The sequence below is a fragment of the Pseudoalteromonas sp. 1181_04 genome (assembly GCF_052850545.1).
In genome coordinates this window covers 123,295-142,809 of the sequence record NZ_VXCS01000013.1, presented here as the reverse complement: position 1 = coordinate 142,809, position 19,515 = coordinate 123,295, and the positions used below count along the sequence as shown (strand labels likewise).

The window sequence follows — 19,515 nt, the reverse complement described above, 5'->3', positions numbered from 1 at the left end:
AATTTTTTCGATGTTTTAGTCATTCAACTAAAGCAAATAAATTACTGCGCCTATGAGGCGAGAAACCGATGCTTGCATTGGTTTAAAGGAAGCAATATGTTAAAAAATTCATCAAAAAAACCGCAGCTACAGCGTTTTAAAATAAGCTATATGGCGATGTTTTTGGCGCTGGTATTATTAGCTATCAGTGCCTTACCAAATTTATATCCAGCAAAATCGTGGCTGCATCTGAGTACAACGCAGAGCCAGCCACATTCACAGCAGTTACTAGCGAATACTCCTTCGCAAAAATCTGTTATTGATTTTTTAAATCAACATGGGTTTCTGGTTGAGCAATCAATTCAAGTGGCGCAAAACAGCCTTTCATTAAATGTGTTACTACAAGAGCCAACCAAAAGTGCCGCAGCGCAACAAGCGTTAAAAAGTGAATTTACGCAGTTGAATGCAAAAATAGTCACGCATCAAACAAGTCCCGATTGGTTACAAAGCTTAGGATTAGCACCTATAAAATTAGGTCTTGATCTTAATGGTGGTGTGTTATTTGTATTAGATGTTGATTTAGTGAAAGCGCAACAAGAGCAACTTGATAGTGCGTATGAACAAACTAAAACAATTATTCGTGATGAAAAAGCCAGAGGTGTTCGTGTACAAAAAAATGCCCATGGTTTTGAATTACACGCGTTGCCTGCTGCTAAAAGTGACTTAGCCGCAGTACAGGCGAATGTACTAAAGCGTTTTGAGCGTTTAATGGCAACTGCGCATTCACAGGGTAATTTAACAACGGTGGCATTTAGTTTTAGTGAACAAGGTAGTAATGCGTTTGATAAAGAAGTAATGAGTCAAACCTTAACCACTTTAAGAGGCCGTATTGAAGAATTAGGCATTACTGAAGCAGTTACCCAGCGCCAAGGTAAACAACGTATTCGTATTGAGTTACCCGGTGTACAAGATCCAAGTGAAGCAAAACGTATTATAGGTGCAACAGCGTCGCTTGATTTTTATCAGCTTAAAGAAATCGGTGGAAAAACCTTTAACCTGCAAAATGGTGGCTCGATCAATTTAGACCCAATTGCTATTTTTTCAGGACAGCACATCAATAATGCCCATGCAGGGCGCGATGAATGGGGCAAGCCGCTAGTGCAGCTTAGCCTTGACAGCCAAGGTGGCGAGGCGATGTCAGCATTTTCAAAACGTAATATCGGTAAACCAATGGCAACGGTGTATTCTGAATATTATAAAAATGCCAAAGGTGAAGTAGTTAAAAAAAGTGAAGTGATTAATGTAGCCAATATAGCTCAACATTTGAGTAGCCAATTTAGTATTACTAATATGCAAAGCCCACAAGCGGCGCAGGATTTAGCATTGCTATTACGTGCAGGTTCATTAACTGCGCCGGTGACAATCGTACAAGAACAAACCATTGGGCCAAGCTTGGGCGCAGATAACATACATAATGGGCTCGCGGCCTTAATGTTGGGAATGGGTATTACATTAGCCTTTATGGCGCTGTGGTATCGCCGTTTAGGGCTGGTGGCAAATATTGCCTTATTATTGAATTTAACAGCTTTAGTAGGATTAATGTCACTGCTGCCTGGCGTGGTGCTAACTTTACCGGGCATCGCCGGGCTGGTACTGACAATCGGTATGGCTGTTGATACTAATGTTATTATTTTTGAGCGGATCAAAGAAGAGCGCCGTAAAGGCCGAGCACCATATCAAGCGATAGAGCAGGGCTACCAACAAGCATTTGCGACAATTTTTGATGCTAATATTACCACTATGATCACGGCAATTATTTTATATGGTATTGGCTATGGGCCAATCAAAGGCTTTGCAATTACGCTGGCGTTAGGGCTAATAACTAGCGTATTTACCGGGGTGTATGTTTCTAAGGCGTTGAGTCAGACTTTGTATTTAAAATTGGCAAATAAGCGAGGAGCTCGCGCATGAGCAATTCAAATGAAAAAATGAGCACCACAACCCGCTTACGTTTATCGGGGTTGGTTTTATCTATCCTACTAGTGCTGCTCTCTGTAATAGGGGTTGCTACAAAAGGATTGAATTTCGGCCTTGATTTTACTGGTGGCTATTTAACTGAGTTTACCACTGCAGTGCCAATTAGTGAGGCTGAGCTGGCGAAAAAAATTAGTTATTATCACCATGATGACTTTACCTTAAGCGCTCAATCTAGCCAGCACTTTCAGTTAAGAGAGGCAGAGCAAGCCAGTACATCGCCTTGGTTAGCAACGCTTACGCAAGATGAGACATTGGGTGCTGAAGTGTTGTCATCTTCTTACTTAGGCTCTCAAGTTGGCGATGAATTATTTGAACAAGGCTGTTTGGCATTATTTGCGGCAATGGTTGCCGTGATGATTTATTTAGCGCTACGCTTTGAGTGGCGTTTAGCGTTGGGATCGGTTGTGGCTTTAATGCATGACGTGGTGGTGGTAGTTGGTTTATTTGCATGGTTACAGCTTGATTTTAACTTAACCGTGTTAGCGAGTTTACTGGCAATCATTGGTTATTCATTAAATGATTCAATTATTGTCGGGGACAGGGTACGCGAGCTACTGCGCTTAGATTCCACAACACAACAAGCTAGCGTGAATACGGTGATCAATGAATCAATTAAGAGCACTTTGACCCGTACTTTGATCACCTCAGGCACTACTCTTGCAACAGTGGCGAGTGTGTGGTTATTGGCTGGTGCGCCGTTACAGGGGTTTTCTATCGCACTATTTGTAGGAATTGTTGTGGGAACATTATCGTCAATTTGTATTGCTGCAACGTTACCGCAGTTACTTGGTTTAAGACATGAAAACTATCAAGTTAAGGTCGATGAGCAAAGCCAAGCGTTGATGGATATGCCGTAACTGACTTTATCAACGAAAAACAAAAATGCCGCGATATACGCGGCATTTTTATTCTTTAAGTTAATTTGTTAACTTAAATTAATTGTCACAACGTCAGCTGTTTCATCATCGTTGAGTACAGGTTGTTTTGGTATGTCTGGTTTATCAAGCGCAATATCGCCGCCATCAATTACTTCACCGGTTTTTAAGTTGGTGAAATCAAATAACTCATTATCTGCTAGATGCGAAGGCACAACATTTTGCATTGCAGTAAAAATACTCTCAATACGACCAGGGTGCTCAATATCCCACTGTGCAAGCATCGCTTTGGTATGTTTGCGTTGCAGATTTTCTTGTGAGCCACACAGATTACATGGAATGATAGGGTATGCTTGGCTGATAGCATATTGTTCAATATCTGTTTCTTTACAGTAGGCTAATGGACGAATTACCATGTGCTCGCCGTTATCGCTCATTAATTTAGCTGGCATGCTTTTCAGTTTGCCACCATAAAACATATTTAAGAATAGGGTTTCGATCATATCGTCGCGATGATGACCTAAGGCGATTTTAGTGGCCCCCATTTCATTTGCGGTACGATATAAAATGCCGCGACGTAAGCGTGAGCATAGCGAACAGGTTGTTTTACCTTCAGGAATAATATCAGTCACTATACTGTAGGTGTCTTCTTCAACAATTTTGTATTCAATATTCTGAGTGTCTAAATATGCTGGCAATACATGTTCAGGAAAGCCTGGTTGCTTTTGATCAAGGTTAACAACAAACAAATCAAATTTAATAGGTGCAACACGCTGTAAATGCTGCAGCATGTCAAGTAGAGTATAACTGTCTTTTCCACCAGAGAGGCACACCATGATACGGTCGCCTTCTTCAATCATATTGAAGTCCATCACCGCTTGACCGGTTTGACGACGTAAGCGTTTTTGTAACTTAGATAAGCTATGTTGAGCTTTGGCTTGAACAGAATGCGACATTACGCCCCCTTTAGAACTATGGGTAAAATAAAGGGGCGTATTATATGCCTAAAGTTTCAATCAACAAAATTTATTTAATCTTTTGCCAGCGGGCTCACATAGCCATCGGGTTTTAAGGCTAATACGTCACAATCAAGGCTGTCAATAACATGCTCTGCGGTGTTACCTACTAAGGCTGCACTTAATCCAGTGCGGCCAACCGTACCAATTACCACTAATTCACTATTAAGGCGCTTTGCTACATCCGGGATCACGTCCTCTGGTAAACCTTCTTCTATGACACAGTTTTGCTGGGCGATTTGATGACTAGCTGCTAACTCATGGGTTGATTCTATATGGTGTTTTTTAACCGACTCGTTATAAATACTGGGGTTAAACTCAGGGATTTCAATTGCAATGTTTACCGGTGTCGCAGGATAGGCGTTAACGATACTAAGGCTTGCGTTAGCCAGTTCACATAAAAACTGCGCATCTTGAATAATACGATGGTTTAAATCAAGGTGCTGTTGGTTTTCACTTACAGCGTTAACAGCAGCTAAAATATTACCCTGCGAAGGCCAAGCGTGCTCTTTTACCAATAATACCGGGGCTGGGCATTTACGAATTAAATGCCAATCGGTTGGAGTAAAAATTACTGACTTAAGTGTATCGTGCTGGTGAGTTCCTTTTACAACCAAATCAAACTGTTGGTCTATTACCGTATCGATGATCGCTTCATAAGTGCGATTATGCCAAACCACTTGGCTGTTAATATCGACGTCTGGGTAGTGTTGCAAAATTTCATCCAGCCATAACTGACGGTCTTTAACGACGGCATTGCGCATTGCCTCGCGCTCATCGCCAGAGAGCATGGTCGTCATCTCATAGGAAAAATCATAAATGCTCATAAAAGCGGTGATACTGGCACCGGACTTTTTGGCTAATTCGATAGATCGAGATAAACCATGCTGAGACTCAGCGGTTGGATCAATAATGGCGAGTATTTGTTTGATGGTGTTCATAAGCTGCTCCTTTAACTACTTTATAGCTAGAGTGTAACGTATAACGTGAGTAGTTAAAGTAACAGCTAACAACTAGTTGCGCTAGATCAAGTTTATTTTGGGTGGATTGCTGCAGCTGCGGATAACCCATCACTATCTAGAATAGTGATAAACTTACCTTCCACTTTTATTAAAGCAGCTTTTTGAAAACGACTCAGTAAACGGCTAATCGTTTCAACGGTTAAACCAAGGTAATTACCAATTTCACCACGGGTCATGGTAAAGCGAAACTCTTTACGAGAAAACCCGCGTTCGCCAAAGCGATTTGACAAGTTGTAGATAAAACTAGCTAAGCGCTCTTCGGCTGATTTTTTATTCAGTGACAAAAACATTTCTTGGTCGTAGTTAATTTCACTGCTCATCAGGCGCATAATCTGCTGGCGTAGTTTTGGTAATTTACCCGCTAGGTCATCGAGTGTTTCAAATGGAATTTCGCATACCATTGAGGTTTCGAGCGCTTGAGAAAAGCTTTGGTGTGCCATTTTATTTATTGCATCAAAGCCGATTAAATCACCTGCGAGATGAAAGCCAGTAATTTGTTCGTCACCTTGCTCTGAAAGGGTGTAGGACTTAAATGAACCAGAGCGAACAGCAAAAATAGCGTTCAGTGGCGCTCCTGATTCAAAAAGAAAATCCCCTTTGTGTAATGGTTTTTTACGCTCAATGATTTCATCAAGTTTATCCATTTCTTGCCCATTGAGGGTAAAAGGTAAGCACAGTTGACTTATGCTGCAGTCATTGCAGCTGATTGTGCAATTATTTTTGGCTTTGTTTTGATATAAATCCATTAGTTCAGTCCATTAAATGTTGTCACATTAATTTGTTAAGATTAATGCAGCAGCTTGTCAGTTGCAATGATAAGTAAATAAATCCCGTACCAAATAAGTACACTGCCCAGTGCTATTCGTGCCCATGGGTGATTTAATACTTTATGTAATACTTGTGCGCCCATGCCGATACTTAACATCGCGGGAAACGTACCAAGCGCGAAAAATAGCATGACTAGAGCGCCATCAAGGGCTGTGTTGCTGGTCATCGCCCAGGTTAGCGCTGAATAAACTAAACCACAGGGTAACCAACCCCATAATGCGCCATAAGCCATTGCTTTAGGTAATGAGTTGATTGGCATTATAAAACGATTTAGTTTTACCAAGTGCTGCCACACCAAGGTTTTCCCTAGCGATTCCAGCCATTGTAAGCTTGCGCCTAACCGCATGATATACAAGCCAACCAAAATCATAAACAGGCCACTTAAAAACGCTAAAATTAACGCGAACCAATGACTTTGGGCGGCAAAATGGCTGCTGATCCCAGCAACGAGCGCCCCTGCGAGCATATAACTGCCGGCACGACCGATGTTATACGCAATGGAGTACTGCAATGGTCGGGTTTTATCTGTGGCTAATTGTAAGGAGCTGGCAATACCACCACACATTGCTATGCAATGTCCGCTGCCAATAAGGCCCATGATAAAAGCGCTGACAAATAAGGGGTCAATCATTACTTTTTTTGTGCTGCTCTTTATCATCTTCAAACAAAATGCTATGACCTTGTTTGTTTAAATCTGAAAATTGTTCACCGCGAACGGCCCAAAAAAACACTCCAATCGCGATCAGTACAAATAAAATAGCAATTGGAACTAGAATATAAATTATACTCATAATTTTAATAACCTTAGTGAGTTACTGATCACAATGATGGAACTGGCAGACATCCCAATCACAGCCATCCAAGGTGCAACTAGGCCTAATGCCGCAAGCGGTAAGATTGAACCATTATAGAGCAATGAAAGCGCTAAATTTTGCTTTATTATTCGGCGTGTTTTTTTCGATACCGTTAATAAATGCTCGATAGCGGCTAAATCACTATTGAGTAATACCACATCGGCGGTGTTTTTGGAAATATCAGCGCCGGTTTCCATTGCGATAGATAAATGCGCGCTATTAAACACTGGACTGTCGTTGACACCATCTCCTACCATTGCCACGATTTCACCTTGGCTTGACCACAGCTTCACTTCGCTTTGTTTATCCTCTGGTAGACAGCCTACTTTAAAGCTATCAAGTTTGAGCTTCTTAGCAATTTGTTGCCCTGCATTTGAGGCGTCCCCAGTTAGCATGTGACAGGTTAAGCCTTGCTGTTGCAAAGAGGTGATTAAGTTTGCCGCATTACTTTTCACTTCATCTACAAAGTAAAAGTTAGCAACTGGTTGTTGATCAATGTAGAACGTTGCTTGAGCATTACTTTTTTTACTGTTGAACCAACCACTTTTACCAATTGCATAGTTATGATTGTTATCTTCACCGGTGATGCCACAGCCAGGAAGAATTTTAATATTCGTTAAGTCGCGCTGTGCGGGTGTAAACTCATTAAATGCAGTCGCTATAGGGTGTTCGGAGTAACTTTCAAGTTGTGCTGCAAGAGCCAAAATCTGTTTTTTAGATAAAGAATTTGCTAATAAGTCCACAGCATCTAGGCTAAAACGCCCCTGTGTTAACGTGCCTGTTTTATCAAAAGCAACGCGCGTTAATTGTGGTAGTGTTTCTAGCACATGAGACTGCTTAATGAGTATTCCTTTGCGGGTTAAGGTAGCCACCGCGCAGGTTAAGGCGGTTGGAATTGCTAAACTTAGCGCACATGGGCAAGTTGCAACAAGGACCGCAATGGTGATCCAAAAGGCATGTTCAGGGTCAACTTGATACCAGCCGATGGCGGTAAGTGAGGCAAATACCAGCAAGCAGGCAACAAACCACTGTGCCACTTTGTCGGTGATTTCCACCAGTTTAGGACGGGTGGCAAGCGCACTGTGCTGCAATTTAATTATTTGGTTTAAAAGAGTATTTTGACCAATTTTATTGATAAGGATTTCAATTACACCATCATGATTCACGGTACCGGCAAAAACTTGATGATCAATGTACTTACTAACTGGTAAATGCTCACCTGTCATCATTGCTTCATCAACGGTGGTGCTGCCAGAGAAAATAACACCATCTGCAGGAATTGTTTCTCCGGCTTTAATTAAGACTCGGTCACCGAGTTTTAATTTTTTAGCTGCAATAATATGTTCGTGGCCGTTTTCATCCAAAGTACGGGCTGTAAGTGGTAATAACTTTTGTAAGTTAGCAGTAAACTCACTGGCTTTCAGTCGAGCCCTAAACTCTAAATATTTACCTAGCAATAATAAGAAGGTGAACATACAAATTGATTCAAAATACACTTCGCCCACGGCCATCACTGTGGCGTAACTACTTGCGCCATATGCGCCAAAAATAGCAAGGGATACAGGAAGATCCATGTTTAACTGCTTGGCTTTTAAGCCATTAATTGCATTGGTTAAAAAGGGCATAGCACTGTATAAAATAACCGGTGAAGCGAGTATTAAGCTGATCCATCGAAAATACTGTTCAAAGTTTTCTTCCATACCAGAAAACATGCCAAAGTACATGGCGAAAGCAAACATCATCACCTGCATGGTCATTAAGCCTGCTACGCCGAGCCTGCGTATATACGCTTTGGCAACTAGCTGCTTTTGACTTGCTTCAACATCGACTTGAAACGGGTAGGCCTTGTAGCCAATTTCTAATAACGATTTGATAATGTCGCTTAATGGTGTCTTATCTTTATGCCATTGGATCATCGCGCGGTTTGTTGATGTATTTACGTCAACGCGTTTGATTGCGGGTATGTTTAACAGTTGCCTTTCAATCAACCATGCACAGGCAGCGCAAGTGATCCCTTCAACGGTCAATAACACTTCACTGATATCGTTAGTTTGAGAAATAAACTCGTCTTGAATATCTGGGTTATCGTAACTACTAATAAATGCTAATTGCTCAGGAACTAGCTGTTCTACTTTACCAGCGCGCACGGTTCTGAATTTATAATAATCGGTCATGCCTTGAGCAACAATCGTCTCGGCAACGGTTTGACAGCCTATGCAACACATCGGTTGCGCGCTACCGTCTATAACAACAGTAGCGTTAAAACCCGATGGTACACTTTCAAGGCAATGAAAGCAGTTATTAGACATGATGGGGTGACTACTTATATTCAGGACTTATGGCAATACTTTGCTCACTTGGCAAAGTGATGTTTTCTTTTAATTTCCAGCTACCGTCTATCGGCTCAATAAATACAGTATAAGCACCATCAGTATATGGTTCGACAATTGCTGTAAATTCACCATTCGCATTTGGGGTTAAATGAGTACTAAAGTCATGAGCCTGAATCGTTCGGTGATAAAACGATAGTTTTAATGAGTGGATATTACTGGTGTCCCCCTTATTGAATTTAAAGCTGACTTTATCAGCTTCGATTAGCAAGTCACCATGTAAATATAACGCTTTAGCTTTCTCGAATTTGCTCAGTTCTAAGTTAATTGCTTTGCCTTTTTTATAGTAATCATCAACCACCATATCAGGACCATTGCCGATCGCAGTTATAAAAAGGGAAATACAACCAATGATGGCAACTAGCGGAAAAAAGATTAAGAACCACGGCCAGAAATTTTTATACCAAGGAGTAGGGGTCATAAATACACTTAATTAGTTTACGATAAGGGCATTTTATAGGATTTAAGTTGAAAAAACTAAAAAAAAGCCTCCAGATGGAGGCTTTTTTGATCTGAATTAATCTATTGAATTAAAACATTAAAATATAAACATTCTATTAACGTTTTAGTTATTTATCTTGCGATAAACTATAAACGTATGCAGTTAATAGATGAATTTTTTCTTCACCTAAAATGTCTTTCCAAGCTGGCATAACACCGGCACGACCGTTGTTAAGTGTTTCTTCAACAGCACGTTGAGAACCACCATATAGCCAGATGTTATCAGTTAAGTTAGGTGCACCAAACGGTAAATTATGTGCAACTGAACCTTTACCATCAGCACCATGACACGCGGCACACATTGCAAACTTAGCTGCACCTGCGGCTGCGTCTTTTTGGTTAACGGTACGACCTGATAAACTTAGTACATGAGCAGTCATTTCTTTAACGCCTTGCTCACCCAATGCAGCACCCCAAGGTGGCATTGCAGCAATACGACCATGTAACAGTGTTTCTTTGATTTTATCTGGCGTGCCACCGTACAACCAATCTTTATCAGTTAGGTTAGGGAAGCCTTGACCACCACGGGCATCAGAACCATGACACTGCGAACAGTTTTGTGCGAATAAACGCTGGCCAATTTCCAGTGCTTTTTCATCAGTAACAAGCGTTTCGATATCTTGCTGAGCATAAGCGGCAAAAATAGGACCAAAACGCTCATCTGCAGCTTCATATTCTTTATCAAGCTTTACAAATTCACCATTCGCTTTGGCTTCTTCAACTGCTTTTTTAGATTCAGCTAAAGAGGTAATACCTTGGTTAGAGCTACTCCATTTAGCAATACCTTCCCAATTACCTAAACCTGGGTATGCTGCTAAGTAGTAAACTGACCATACAAATGTTGCAAAGAACATGTAAGTCCACCACTTAGGTAGCGGATTATTTAGTTCTTCAATACCATCAAATTCGTGCCCGCAGCTTTCACCTTCTTTAACACCAGTGTAGTTTGTTAAATTCCACACTAGTAAGCCAAAAATGATAAATAAGCATGCAAGGGTTAATACAATAACCCATATACTCCAAAAGCTAGTCATTTCTCAGACCCCTTTTCCTCGTTAGAGATTGTATCGTTGTGTTTTTTCTCATCTTCAAAGATGACATTAGCGGCGTCTTTAAAACGAGTTTTACTACGCTTGCTATATGCCCACACAACAATGACAATAAATAGTACTAAAATTACCAGAGTTAAAATGCCTCTGTATGTTCCGTAATCCATAATTAATTACTTCAAGTGCGTGCCAAGTTGTTGCAAATAAGCGATAAGGGCTTGTATTTCTGTCGCACCTTTACCGTCATTCATTGCATCAACTTTAGCAACATCAGCGATTAGTTCTTCATCACTACCATATCCTAAACCAGGGTGAGCTGGGTTTTGTGGATTAATAGCAAATGTATCACGGAAAATTTTAAGCTTTTTCAGAGTAAGGCTAGTGTCAACACGATCCTCTGCTAACCAAGGGAAACCTGGCATGTTTGACTCAGGAACCACAGCACGTGGATTCACTAAGTGAGCATAATGCCAGTCATCCGAGTAACGTTTACCTACGCGTGCTAGGTCAGGACCAGTACGTTTAGAACCCCATTGAAATGGGTGATCCCATACTGATTCACCAGCAACAGAGTAGTGACCGTAACGTTCTACTTCATCACGGAAAGGGCGGATCATTTGTGAGTGACAGTTATAACAACCTTCACGTACATAGATATCGCGGCCTTCCATTTCCAGCGCGTTTAGTGGACGTAAACCATCCACTGGCTTTGTTGTATCGTCTTGGAACATCAGTGGAGTGATCTCTACTAATGCGCCGAAGCTGATAGCAAAAACAGTCAAGATAGCCATAAGGCCGATATTTTTTTCGACTATTTCATGTTTGTTTTGTGAATTTTTATTGCTCATCATCTCACTCCGTTATGCTAATTGTGCTTGCGCATCTAATTTCAACGAATCATTCTTCGCTGAAATTGTACGGTAAACGTTATAAGCCATAACCAGCATGCCTGTGACGATGAATACACCGCCTAAGAAGCGCATAACATAGAAAGGATGTGATGCTTGTAGCGACTGTACAAAGCTGTACATTAATGTACCGTCGGCATTTACTGCACGCCACATTAGACCTTGCATAACACCTGAGATCCACATTGCTACAATGTAAAGTACAACACCCACAGTGTGTAACCAGAAGTGTGTATTAACAAGTTTCACGCTATACATACGACCTTGTGAAAATAACGCAGGGATAAGGTGGTAAATAGCACCGATAGAAATCATTGCAACCCAACCAAGCGCACCAGAGTGAACGTGGCCAACAGTCCAATCAGTGTAATGAGAAAGAGCATTAACTGATTTAATTGCCATCATTGGGCCTTCGAAGGTCGACATACCATAGAAAGACAACGATACAACTAAGAAACGTAGTACTGGATCAGTACGTAGTTTATGCCATGCACCAGATAACGTCATGATACCGTTTATCATACCACCCCAAGATGGAACGAATAAGATGATTGACATCACCATACCTAAACTTTGTGTCCAATCAGGAAGTGCAGTGTAGTGTAAGTGGTGAGGACCAGCCCAGATATACAGTGATATCAATGCCCAAAAGTGAACAACTGATAAACGGTATGAATAAACTGGACGACCAGCTTGTTTAGGCACGAAATAATACATCATACCCAAGAAACCAGCTGTTAATAGGAAACCTACAGCGTTATGACCGTACCACCACTGAACCATAGCATCTACTGCACCGGCGTAGATTGAGTATGACTTAGTCAGTGATACTGGTACTGCCATGCTGTTAACAATATGAAGTACTGCAACAGTAATGATAAAGCCAGCATAGAACCAGTTAGCAACATAGATATGAGACACTTTACGTTTAGCAATGGTGCCCATAAATACAACTGCATAGGTAACCCAGACAATAGCGATTAGAATATCGATTGGCCACTCAAGCTCAGCATATTCTTTTGAACTTGTTATACCTAGAGGTAGAGTGATAACCGCAAGTACGATAACTAACTGCCAGCCCCAAAATGTAAAGGCGGCTAATTTGTCGGAAAGAAGGCGCGTTTGACAAGTACGTTGAACAACATAATAAGATGTTGCAAAAAGTGCACTGGTACCAAATGCGAAAATAACTGCGTTCGTGTGTAACGGACGTAGTCGAGAGTATGTTAACCATGGTGTATCAAAGTTAAGTGCTGGCCAAGCTAATTGGGCAGCAATCAGAACCCCAATACTCATGCCAACGATGCCCCAAATCACTGTCATAATAGCGAATTGGCGTACAACCTTATAGTTGTACTCAGTTTGTGATGCTACTGTTTGGCTCATTTTCTGGCTTCCGCTGCAATAAATGCGTTTAGAAATGAATTACCCACTTTATAAAGTGGGGCCTACTATTATTCTCAAGTATGTTATCAAAAAACCCTCAATGCCTTGACTGCTTCAGAAAACAAACTCGAGAAACCCTTATTTTTGCGGGGAAATGATAAAATTTTTGGCCTAAAAAAGATAGGTCAATTGCATAAAATTATGACATCAATCAATTTTTCACATGCAGTTGGCTATTTTTTGACACACTTTTGTACATTTGTGTAAGAATTTTGTTCAGTGGTTGTATTTTAACAGTACGCTGATTAGTATCGGCCTTTAATTTATCTAAGGAATACTATGCCAATTAAGCTTTTAGTTGTGTTTTTAAGCGCATTGCATATGTTAATGGCGTGTGGCCCACAACCGCTAAGTATAGAAGCGCAAACCCAAGATGCAAGTTGTCGGCCAAATCAGTTATGCGAGTATGATAATCAGGTGAAAATTTGGTTGAGTGAGCAACAAATAACACCAGAGACGCCTTTTGAAATACATTTATCGTTACCAAGCACATTGTTAGTTCACAGTGCTAAGCTTGAAGGTATCACTATGTATATGGGATATATTCCAGTGTTGTTTGAGCCGCGTAATGATATTTTAGTCGCGCAAGGTATGGTTGGCATTTGTTCCGAGCGTAATATGACCTGGAAGTTGACACTCGAAGTTAAAAATCCACAGGGCCAATTTAAGCAGATATTTTATTACTTTGATGCGATTTATTGATATCAGTTTAATTCATATTAAATCGGATTGTTGGTTAAGAAGTTGCTACCCGAAGCTTAGAGTATAGAGTTACGAACGTTCGTTATCAATTATTCTACCCATCCATACACGCAATTTTTGGTACCTTCATTAGCTAAGTATTAGCTGACTTCATGCATTAATAATGCACTGGACCCATTTTTTAATTGAACCTTTAACTCATCAAAACACTTCAAAGCAATATTTACTGAAATAATACGCTAAACATTAAGTTGAGTATCTATTTGTAAATCAGAGTTTTCAGTTTAAGTCTCGCCTCGTTTTTATATTTTCAGTTAAATTTATAGAGTGCGCATAAAACCACCTTATTTTGACATTAAGCTGCAATGAACAAAGCTAAAAACCACTACATTGCTATCAAAAAAGTTGCATAGAGCTTAAATACGCAAAATTATTGCATAACTATGGTTAGCAGTTGTTGGTCAGTTTTGCAGTTTTAATAAAATGATGTGATTAACTTGTGAAATTTTCTGATTTAGGTATTTTTTATACGTTAATTACATATAATTACAAAATCTATTAGTTTGATTTCATACATGTTTAAAATGTTTTTGTTTGTCCTTAAGTTTATGAACTTAAAGTGTATTAACTAGTTAACAATGAAACATTCATTAACCAACGTACCTGTTGCAGGTTTATCAATAATCGCAAAGATAATTATTGACCACTCATTCAGATTTCATTCAGTTAAATCCGCCTAAGTTGCCATCGCTGACTCGATATTCTCAAATAAAACGAGCGCTACCTGAGCAAGGTATTTCTCCAACAAGTAGGGTTTCACATGAAAAAATCTATGATTGGCTTAGCTGTTGTCACAGCTATTCCTATGTTTTCAACAATGCAAGTAGCAGCAGCTGAAAATGCGGCGCAAACTATCGAAAAAATTCAAGTAACGGGTTCTCGCATTAAGCGTTCAGATATGGAAACCGCTAGCCCAGTTACATTAATTGGCGCCGATGATATTAAAGCAATGGGTGCAACAAGCATCGATAGCGTATTACAAAAGATGACCGCTACAGGCGGCGCAATGACAAACCCTGGTGTTAATAATGGATCTGGCGGTAACGCATCGATTAACCTTCGCGGTTTAGGTTCTCAACGTACTTTAGTGCTTGTAAACGGTCGTCGTATGATCAACTCAGGGACTGGTGCAGCGTCTACCGTTGATTTAAACACTATTCCAGTATCAATGATCAAGCAAATTGAAGTACTTAAAGATGGTGCTTCTGCTGTTTATGGTACTGATGCTGTGGCAGGTGTTGTAAACATCATCCTTAAAAATGACTTTGAAGGTTTAGACTTAAATGTAAACACTGCAATGACTTCAAAGCATGATGCAACTGAAAATTCAATTGATTTTACAGTTGGTACTTCTTTTGATAAAGGTAACATTGTTTTTGGTGCTCAGTACACTAATCGTGGCCAAGCAAGCCAAAGTGATCGTGACTTCTCAAGCTGCCCACTACTAGAAGGCGCAAATGGCCTATATTGTGGTGGTTCTTCATTCAGCGAAGGTGGACACATTCAAAGTAATGTGACGGCTGATATCTTAAATAAAGATGGTGAATTAGAGAAGACGGGTGTTGCTGACGACAGTGGTTTAAGTGGACTAGGCGGTACTTTACATCGCTACACAACAGCAGCTGATGCATACAACTACTCAAAAAGTAGCTATTTATATACACCAATGAATCGTTTAAATATTACGGGTCTTGGTACATATGAACTTACCGACGATACAAATTTCTTCAGTGAATTCACTTATACTAAACGTTGGTCAGAGCAGCAGTTAGCTCCACAACCAATTAACTTTGCATTTAACTACGATCCAAGCACTATGGGCAATAGCTTATTAGGCCAAACGTATGATAAACGTCAAGTTGTTAATAATGCGTTTGTAGAAGATGCAAATGGTGATTATGTTACAACGCCAACCAACTACGCTGCAGGTGACCCAATTAGCTACCGTCGTCGTATGAGCGAAAGTGGTACTCGTAACTACACCCAAACTGTAGATACTGTGCGCATAGTTGTTGGTGCTGAAGGTGTAATTAATGATTACTCTTGGGATCTTTCTGCAAATTTTGGTCGTAACGATTCAGTAAGTAAAACCAGCAATCTTCACAATGTTTCGGCGTTAAAAGCGGCCGTAGATGCTGGCACATTTAATCCTTTAAATGAAGCTGATTGGGCTCAAGCAAATGTAAATCCTTATATTTACAAAGAACAAGAATCAGGTGGCAGCCAGTTATTTATCGTTGCTGGTTCACTGTCTGGTGAGATGTTTGAACTACCTGCAGGTTATGCTGCATTTGCTGCTGGCGTAGAGCATCGTCAAGAAAAAGCATGGCAAGATCCTGACTCAATTGCTGCACAAGGTCTAGGTAATGATCCTCGTATCGATCCAACAAGTGGCGGCTTTGATGTTGATGAAGCTTATGTCGAATTTGCAATTCCATTATTAGCAGATGCACCTTTAGCGCAAAGTGTTGAATTAAGTGCGGCAATTCGTGCTTTTGATTACAGCACCTTTGGTTCAGATAATACTTGGAAGTTAGGTTTAACTTGGAGAGCAACAGACGAGCTAATGATGCGTGCTGTGCGTTCAACAGCTTTCCGTGCACCTACTGTTGATGAATTGTATTCTGGTAAAGCAATATCTTATGATGGTGTAACTTACCCTGGCGCAGACGATCAAGCTGAAGTTACTGTTGGTGGTAATACAGCTTTAACTCCAGAAGAAGCTGATACATTAACATTCGGTATTGTGTATGAGCCTGAGTGGATTAGCGGCTTTTCAATGACAGTAGATTACTACGATATTGAAATTGAAAATGCGATCAGTACTTACACTAGTCAATTCGTTGTTGATCAATGTATTAATCCTAGCGGCACAGGTACTACACTGTGTGAAAATACCGGTGCATTTATACGTCCAGATGGTCGTATAGTATTTAATAACCAGTTACGTAATATCGGTTCTGAAAAAACATCAGGTATTGATTTAAACTTAGCGTATTCATTTGATGCATTAGGTGTAGCTTGGAAAGCAGGCTTAGATACAACATATTTAGACGAGTATGTAGTAGACACTGGTGCTGTGATTGATTACCAAGGCTACGTTACAAATGGTAGCGGTGGTTTTGCAGATCTTAAGTCAAACTTCCACCTTACAGCAAGCAGTGATAGCTGGGATGCAACGTATGAAGCCCGTTATATTGCCGGAATGGATAGCTTTACATGTCGTAATGAACCGGGTAAATGTATTGCACCAACGACTCCATCTATTGTATACCACGATATAAGTGGCTCATATATGATAAATGATATCGTGAGTGTTTCAGCTGGTGTAAATAACTTATTTGATAAACAACCACCTTATTACTCAGGTAACTACGATTCAAATACTGATCCGTTCACATATGATGTATTAGGTCGTCGTTTCTTTGCTGGTGTGAATGTTAAACTTTAATCAGTAAGTAACTTTGATTTTATCTAAGGCCTAGTTTTTACTAGGCCTTTTTTTATTGAACAAATGAAAGTGTGGCAGTAAACTAGAGGCATCTTTTTACTTATTAGGAGAGCTGATTGCTAAAACAGGATGAAAACTTATCCTTTATAATTGAACCTGAATTGAGCCCGCGCTCTGAACAGCGCATTGATATGTATTTTTCTATTCCGAATGAAATGGGCATCAATCCGCAAACGTTAACAGAAGAATCGTATTTTAATAACCACTTCAAATCGTATTTAGCGTATAACGCCAATAATATCCATTTACCTTTAGTGCGCAGCCGCTTTGTTAGTAAAAATAAAGGTGAACAACAAGACTATCGGCAAAACCTCAATTTGTATTGTTATCAAGTCCGCCTAGCGATTGATACCGATATCAAAGATACATTGAAGATTGAAGAAGTTGATGAGTTTTATCAGCGCGCTATTGAATTATGTGAACAAAGTCAAAGCTTACTTAAAAAACTAAGGCGTTACACACCAGATGATGAAAAACTGATCTCGTTTTATACCAATGCAGATAACTATCTGAGTTGGCATATTGAGCAGTCGTTTTTAAAATTACTTGACGAAGGGCCTCGTAGCAGTGATTACGCGAAAGAGCGTAATGATCTGATGAATTTTTGTAAAGCCGAGCAAGATTATCGACATGAGCTGCAATATAACTCGGAATCAACCCTTCAGGATGCAAACCGGATCACCAATAAGATGCGTCTTTTACAGCGTTTGATTGAGCATGGTGTGGTGTTAAATCGTAATACTCGTTACCTTAATAGTTATTTAAAACGATTGGTTAAAGGAACCGTTACAGCGATTATAATGGCGCTTGTTATGGTTGTGGTTCTGAATGCGCGGATCTCATTTACCGAAGTGACTGCAACATTAGTGATCATTTTGGGCGCTATTTACGGGATGCGAGAAATTTTTAAAGAAGATATAACACGAGTTATTTGGCGAGCTATTGTGAAAGGGCGGCCAAAATGGCGGTTTCAATTTCGAAATAGTGTAACCAAAGATAAAATAGCTACACAATACATCTGGCTTGAATATACACGCTTTAAACATATTCCAGAGGATGTACGAAAAATATTTTCAAAACGACGTCAACAAAATAAACAAGCAGCGCAATGGCTGCACTTTGCCAGTGAAATTCGGGTTAATGCAAAAGAGTTTTTACCTGGTTATGATAGCTTGCAACAGACCTTACAATTTAGTTTAGCGGCGTTTGCGCGGAACTTAAAAAAAGGTGAAGGTAAACTGTATCATATTGATAATAATAAAATATCTAAACAGAGTGTGGAGCGGCGCTATCAACTAAATGTAGTGCTTTCATATCAAAATGACGAAGAGATAAAGTATCAGCGTTATAAAATCACTTTAAATAGAAGTAAAATTGTTAGTATTGAGCTTATTTATAGCGAAATGGAATAAAAGTTGTCGTCGATTTTCTTATCTATCAGGTATTATCTCCCTCATTTTACACAGCTTGAGGGGAAGTGATATGCGCTTTCTGATTTCCAGGATGGCCGCAACCAGTCAATGTCCACCACGTAAACCAATGAGTAAAATTATGTGGTCTTTACTTGGGTCATTTTTGGGCATTTATTTGGTTGCTATAATTGGTAAAAGTTTACAGTTTGATCCGTTAACTAATTTATTTTTAATTGGTTCTTTAGGTGCAACTGCAGTGCTTGTTTACGGTGCGCCATTAGCGGAGTTTTCTCAGCCGCGCAATCTTATTGGCGGTCATGCTCTCAGCGCGTTGGTAGGTGTGACTGTGGCAAAACTGCTAACTGCTGATTTAATGTTGGCAAGTGCTTTGGCTGTATCATTATCAGTTGCAGTTATGCACTTAACACGTACTTTGCATCCTCCCGGTGGCGCTACTGCATTGATTGCGGTTATTGGTGGTAATGGTATACAACAGCTTGGTTATTACTATGTGCTTAGCCCTGTGTTGTTTGGTACGACAATTATGCTGTTAGTTGGGTTGCTAGTTAATAATTTATCACGCAATCCTAAACGTCATTATCCTGTTTATTGGTGGTAATAACATTAAGTCAGTAGGTAGTAAGTTTGTTACTACCTACTGCAATGGTTTATTTTTCTAAACCAGTTTTACTGTACAAAGATACTTTGTTTGACACTAAGGTTATTTCAATGTTTTTACTGTCATCGCCCCATGTACAATTTGTGTGTAGGGTTTTTTCAACACAATTATCAGCACTGCCTAAAATAGCTTCTACTGCAGTTTTATCCATGCCAATTTCGATTTTTTCGTAGTTCTCTAAGCTTACTTTTGAGCAAGCTGCTAGGCTTAATGCTGCAGCAATAATTAAAAGCTTTTTCATTCGGT

18 protein-coding genes are annotated in these 19,515 nt (G+C 40.0%); 6 read left to right on the top strand and 12 right to left on the bottom strand.

All coding sequences use genetic code 11. The features are described 5' to 3' along the window. Positions 1–96 precede the first annotated feature (96 nt). Together secD and secF are read left to right on the top strand one after the other, a co-directional pair. Positions 97–1,950: a protein translocase subunit SecD gene (secD, locus tag FW757_RS12550; protein WP_446441273.1), complete on the top strand. Its 1,854-nt coding sequence runs from the start codon at positions 97–99 to the stop codon at positions 1,948–1,950. Then, positions 1,947–2,873, top strand: a complete 927-nt coding sequence (gene secF, locus FW757_RS12545) for a protein translocase subunit SecF (RefSeq protein WP_149982401.1) — start codon at positions 1,947–1,949, stop codon at positions 2,871–2,873. Before secD ends, secF begins: the two co-directional genes overlap by 4 nt. A gap of 68 nt (positions 2,874–2,941) precedes the next feature. Here the strand turns inward: secF and ttcA are convergent, their stop codons facing one another. The 11 genes from ttcA to ccoN all read right to left on the bottom strand — a co-directional run bounded on the left by ttcA (position 2,942) and on the right by ccoN (position 12,845). Continuing rightward, a complete protein-coding gene (gene ttcA / locus FW757_RS12540; protein WP_145233494.1) occupies positions 2,942–3,847 on the bottom strand; it encodes a tRNA 2-thiocytidine(32) synthetase TtcA in 906 nt (301 codons plus the stop codon). A gap of 74 nt (positions 3,848–3,921) precedes the next feature. Continuing rightward, a complete protein-coding gene (uspE, locus tag FW757_RS12535; RefSeq protein ID WP_182731414.1) occupies positions 3,922–4,848 on the bottom strand; it encodes a universal stress protein UspE in 927 nt (308 codons plus the stop codon). A 92-nt stretch (positions 4,849–4,940) separates the two neighbouring features. Then, positions 4,941–5,675: an FNR family transcription factor gene (locus FW757_RS12530; protein WP_145233499.1), complete on the bottom strand. Its 735-nt coding sequence runs from the start codon at positions 5,673–5,675 to the stop codon at positions 4,941–4,943. A gap of 41 nt (positions 5,676–5,716) precedes the next feature. Continuing rightward, entirely contained in the window at positions 5,717–6,388 is a 672-nt protein-coding gene (locus FW757_RS12525; RefSeq protein WP_446441272.1) for a sulfite exporter TauE/SafE family protein, read from the bottom strand. After that, positions 6,381–6,548 (bottom strand): cbb3-type cytochrome oxidase assembly protein CcoS, encoded by a 168-nt coding sequence (ccoS, locus tag FW757_RS12520; protein ID WP_145233504.1) that lies wholly within the window; start codon positions 6,546–6,548, stop codon positions 6,381–6,383. The genes FW757_RS12525 and ccoS overlap by 8 nt, the downstream gene beginning before the upstream one ends. Further along, positions 6,545–8,920, bottom strand: coding sequence for a heavy metal translocating P-type ATPase (locus FW757_RS12515; protein ID WP_446441271.1), 2,376 nt, complete (start codon positions 8,918–8,920; stop codon positions 6,545–6,547). The genes ccoS and FW757_RS12515 overlap by 4 nt, the downstream gene beginning before the upstream one ends. A 10-nt stretch (positions 8,921–8,930) precedes the next feature. Then, positions 8,931–9,422 (bottom strand): FixH family protein, encoded by a 492-nt coding sequence (locus FW757_RS12510; protein WP_182718574.1) that lies wholly within the window; start codon positions 9,420–9,422, stop codon positions 8,931–8,933. Positions 9,423–9,570: 148 nt separating this feature from the next. Continuing rightward, entirely contained in the window at positions 9,571–10,536 is a 966-nt protein-coding gene (gene ccoP / locus FW757_RS12505; RefSeq protein WP_182718575.1) for a cytochrome-c oxidase, cbb3-type subunit III, read from the bottom strand. Continuing rightward, positions 10,533–10,718 carry a cbb3-type cytochrome oxidase subunit 3 gene (locus FW757_RS12500; RefSeq protein WP_064667100.1) on the bottom strand — a complete coding sequence of 62 codons (186 nt, stop codon included), beginning with the start codon at positions 10,716–10,718 and terminating at the stop codon, positions 10,533–10,535. The genes ccoP and FW757_RS12500 overlap by 4 nt, the downstream gene beginning before the upstream one ends. Before the next feature lie 6 nt (positions 10,719–10,724). Then, the gene (gene ccoO / locus FW757_RS12495) at positions 10,725–11,399 is read right to left on the bottom strand and encodes a cytochrome-c oxidase, cbb3-type subunit II (protein ID WP_149982438.1); all 675 of its coding nucleotides are present in this window, start codon (positions 11,397–11,399) and stop codon (positions 10,725–10,727) included. Between the two features lie 12 nt (positions 11,400–11,411). Then, positions 11,412–12,845, bottom strand: a complete 1,434-nt coding sequence (ccoN, locus tag FW757_RS12490; protein ID WP_149982386.1) for a cytochrome-c oxidase, cbb3-type subunit I — start codon at positions 12,843–12,845, stop codon at positions 11,412–11,414. Between the two features lie 339 nt (positions 12,846–13,184). Here ccoN and FW757_RS12485 point away from each other — a divergent pair, with 339 nt between their 5' ends. The 4 genes from FW757_RS12485 (at position 13,185) to FW757_RS12470 (ending at position 19,209) form a co-directional block, all read left to right on the top strand. Next, entirely contained in the window at positions 13,185–13,607 is a 423-nt protein-coding gene (locus FW757_RS12485) for a hypothetical protein (RefSeq protein ID WP_259398507.1), read from the top strand. A gap of 820 nt (positions 13,608–14,427) precedes the next feature. Beyond that, entirely contained in the window at positions 14,428–17,118 is a 2,691-nt protein-coding gene (locus FW757_RS12480) for a TonB-dependent receptor (protein ID WP_182718576.1), read from the top strand. Positions 17,119–17,234: 116 nt separating this feature from the next. Beyond that, positions 17,235–18,590, top strand: a complete 1,356-nt coding sequence (locus FW757_RS12475) for a hypothetical protein (protein ID WP_182718577.1) — start codon at positions 17,235–17,237, stop codon at positions 18,588–18,590. Between the two features lie 70 nt (positions 18,591–18,660). After that, a complete protein-coding gene (locus tag FW757_RS12470; protein ID WP_149982382.1) occupies positions 18,661–19,209 on the top strand; it encodes an HPP family protein in 549 nt (182 codons plus the stop codon). Between the two features lie 49 nt (positions 19,210–19,258). Here the strand turns inward: FW757_RS12470 and FW757_RS12465 are convergent, their stop codons facing one another. Further along, a complete protein-coding gene (locus tag FW757_RS12465) occupies positions 19,259–19,510 on the bottom strand; it encodes a DUF3862 domain-containing protein (protein ID WP_149982381.1) in 252 nt (83 codons plus the stop codon). Between the last annotated feature and the right edge of the window lie 5 nt (positions 19,511–19,515).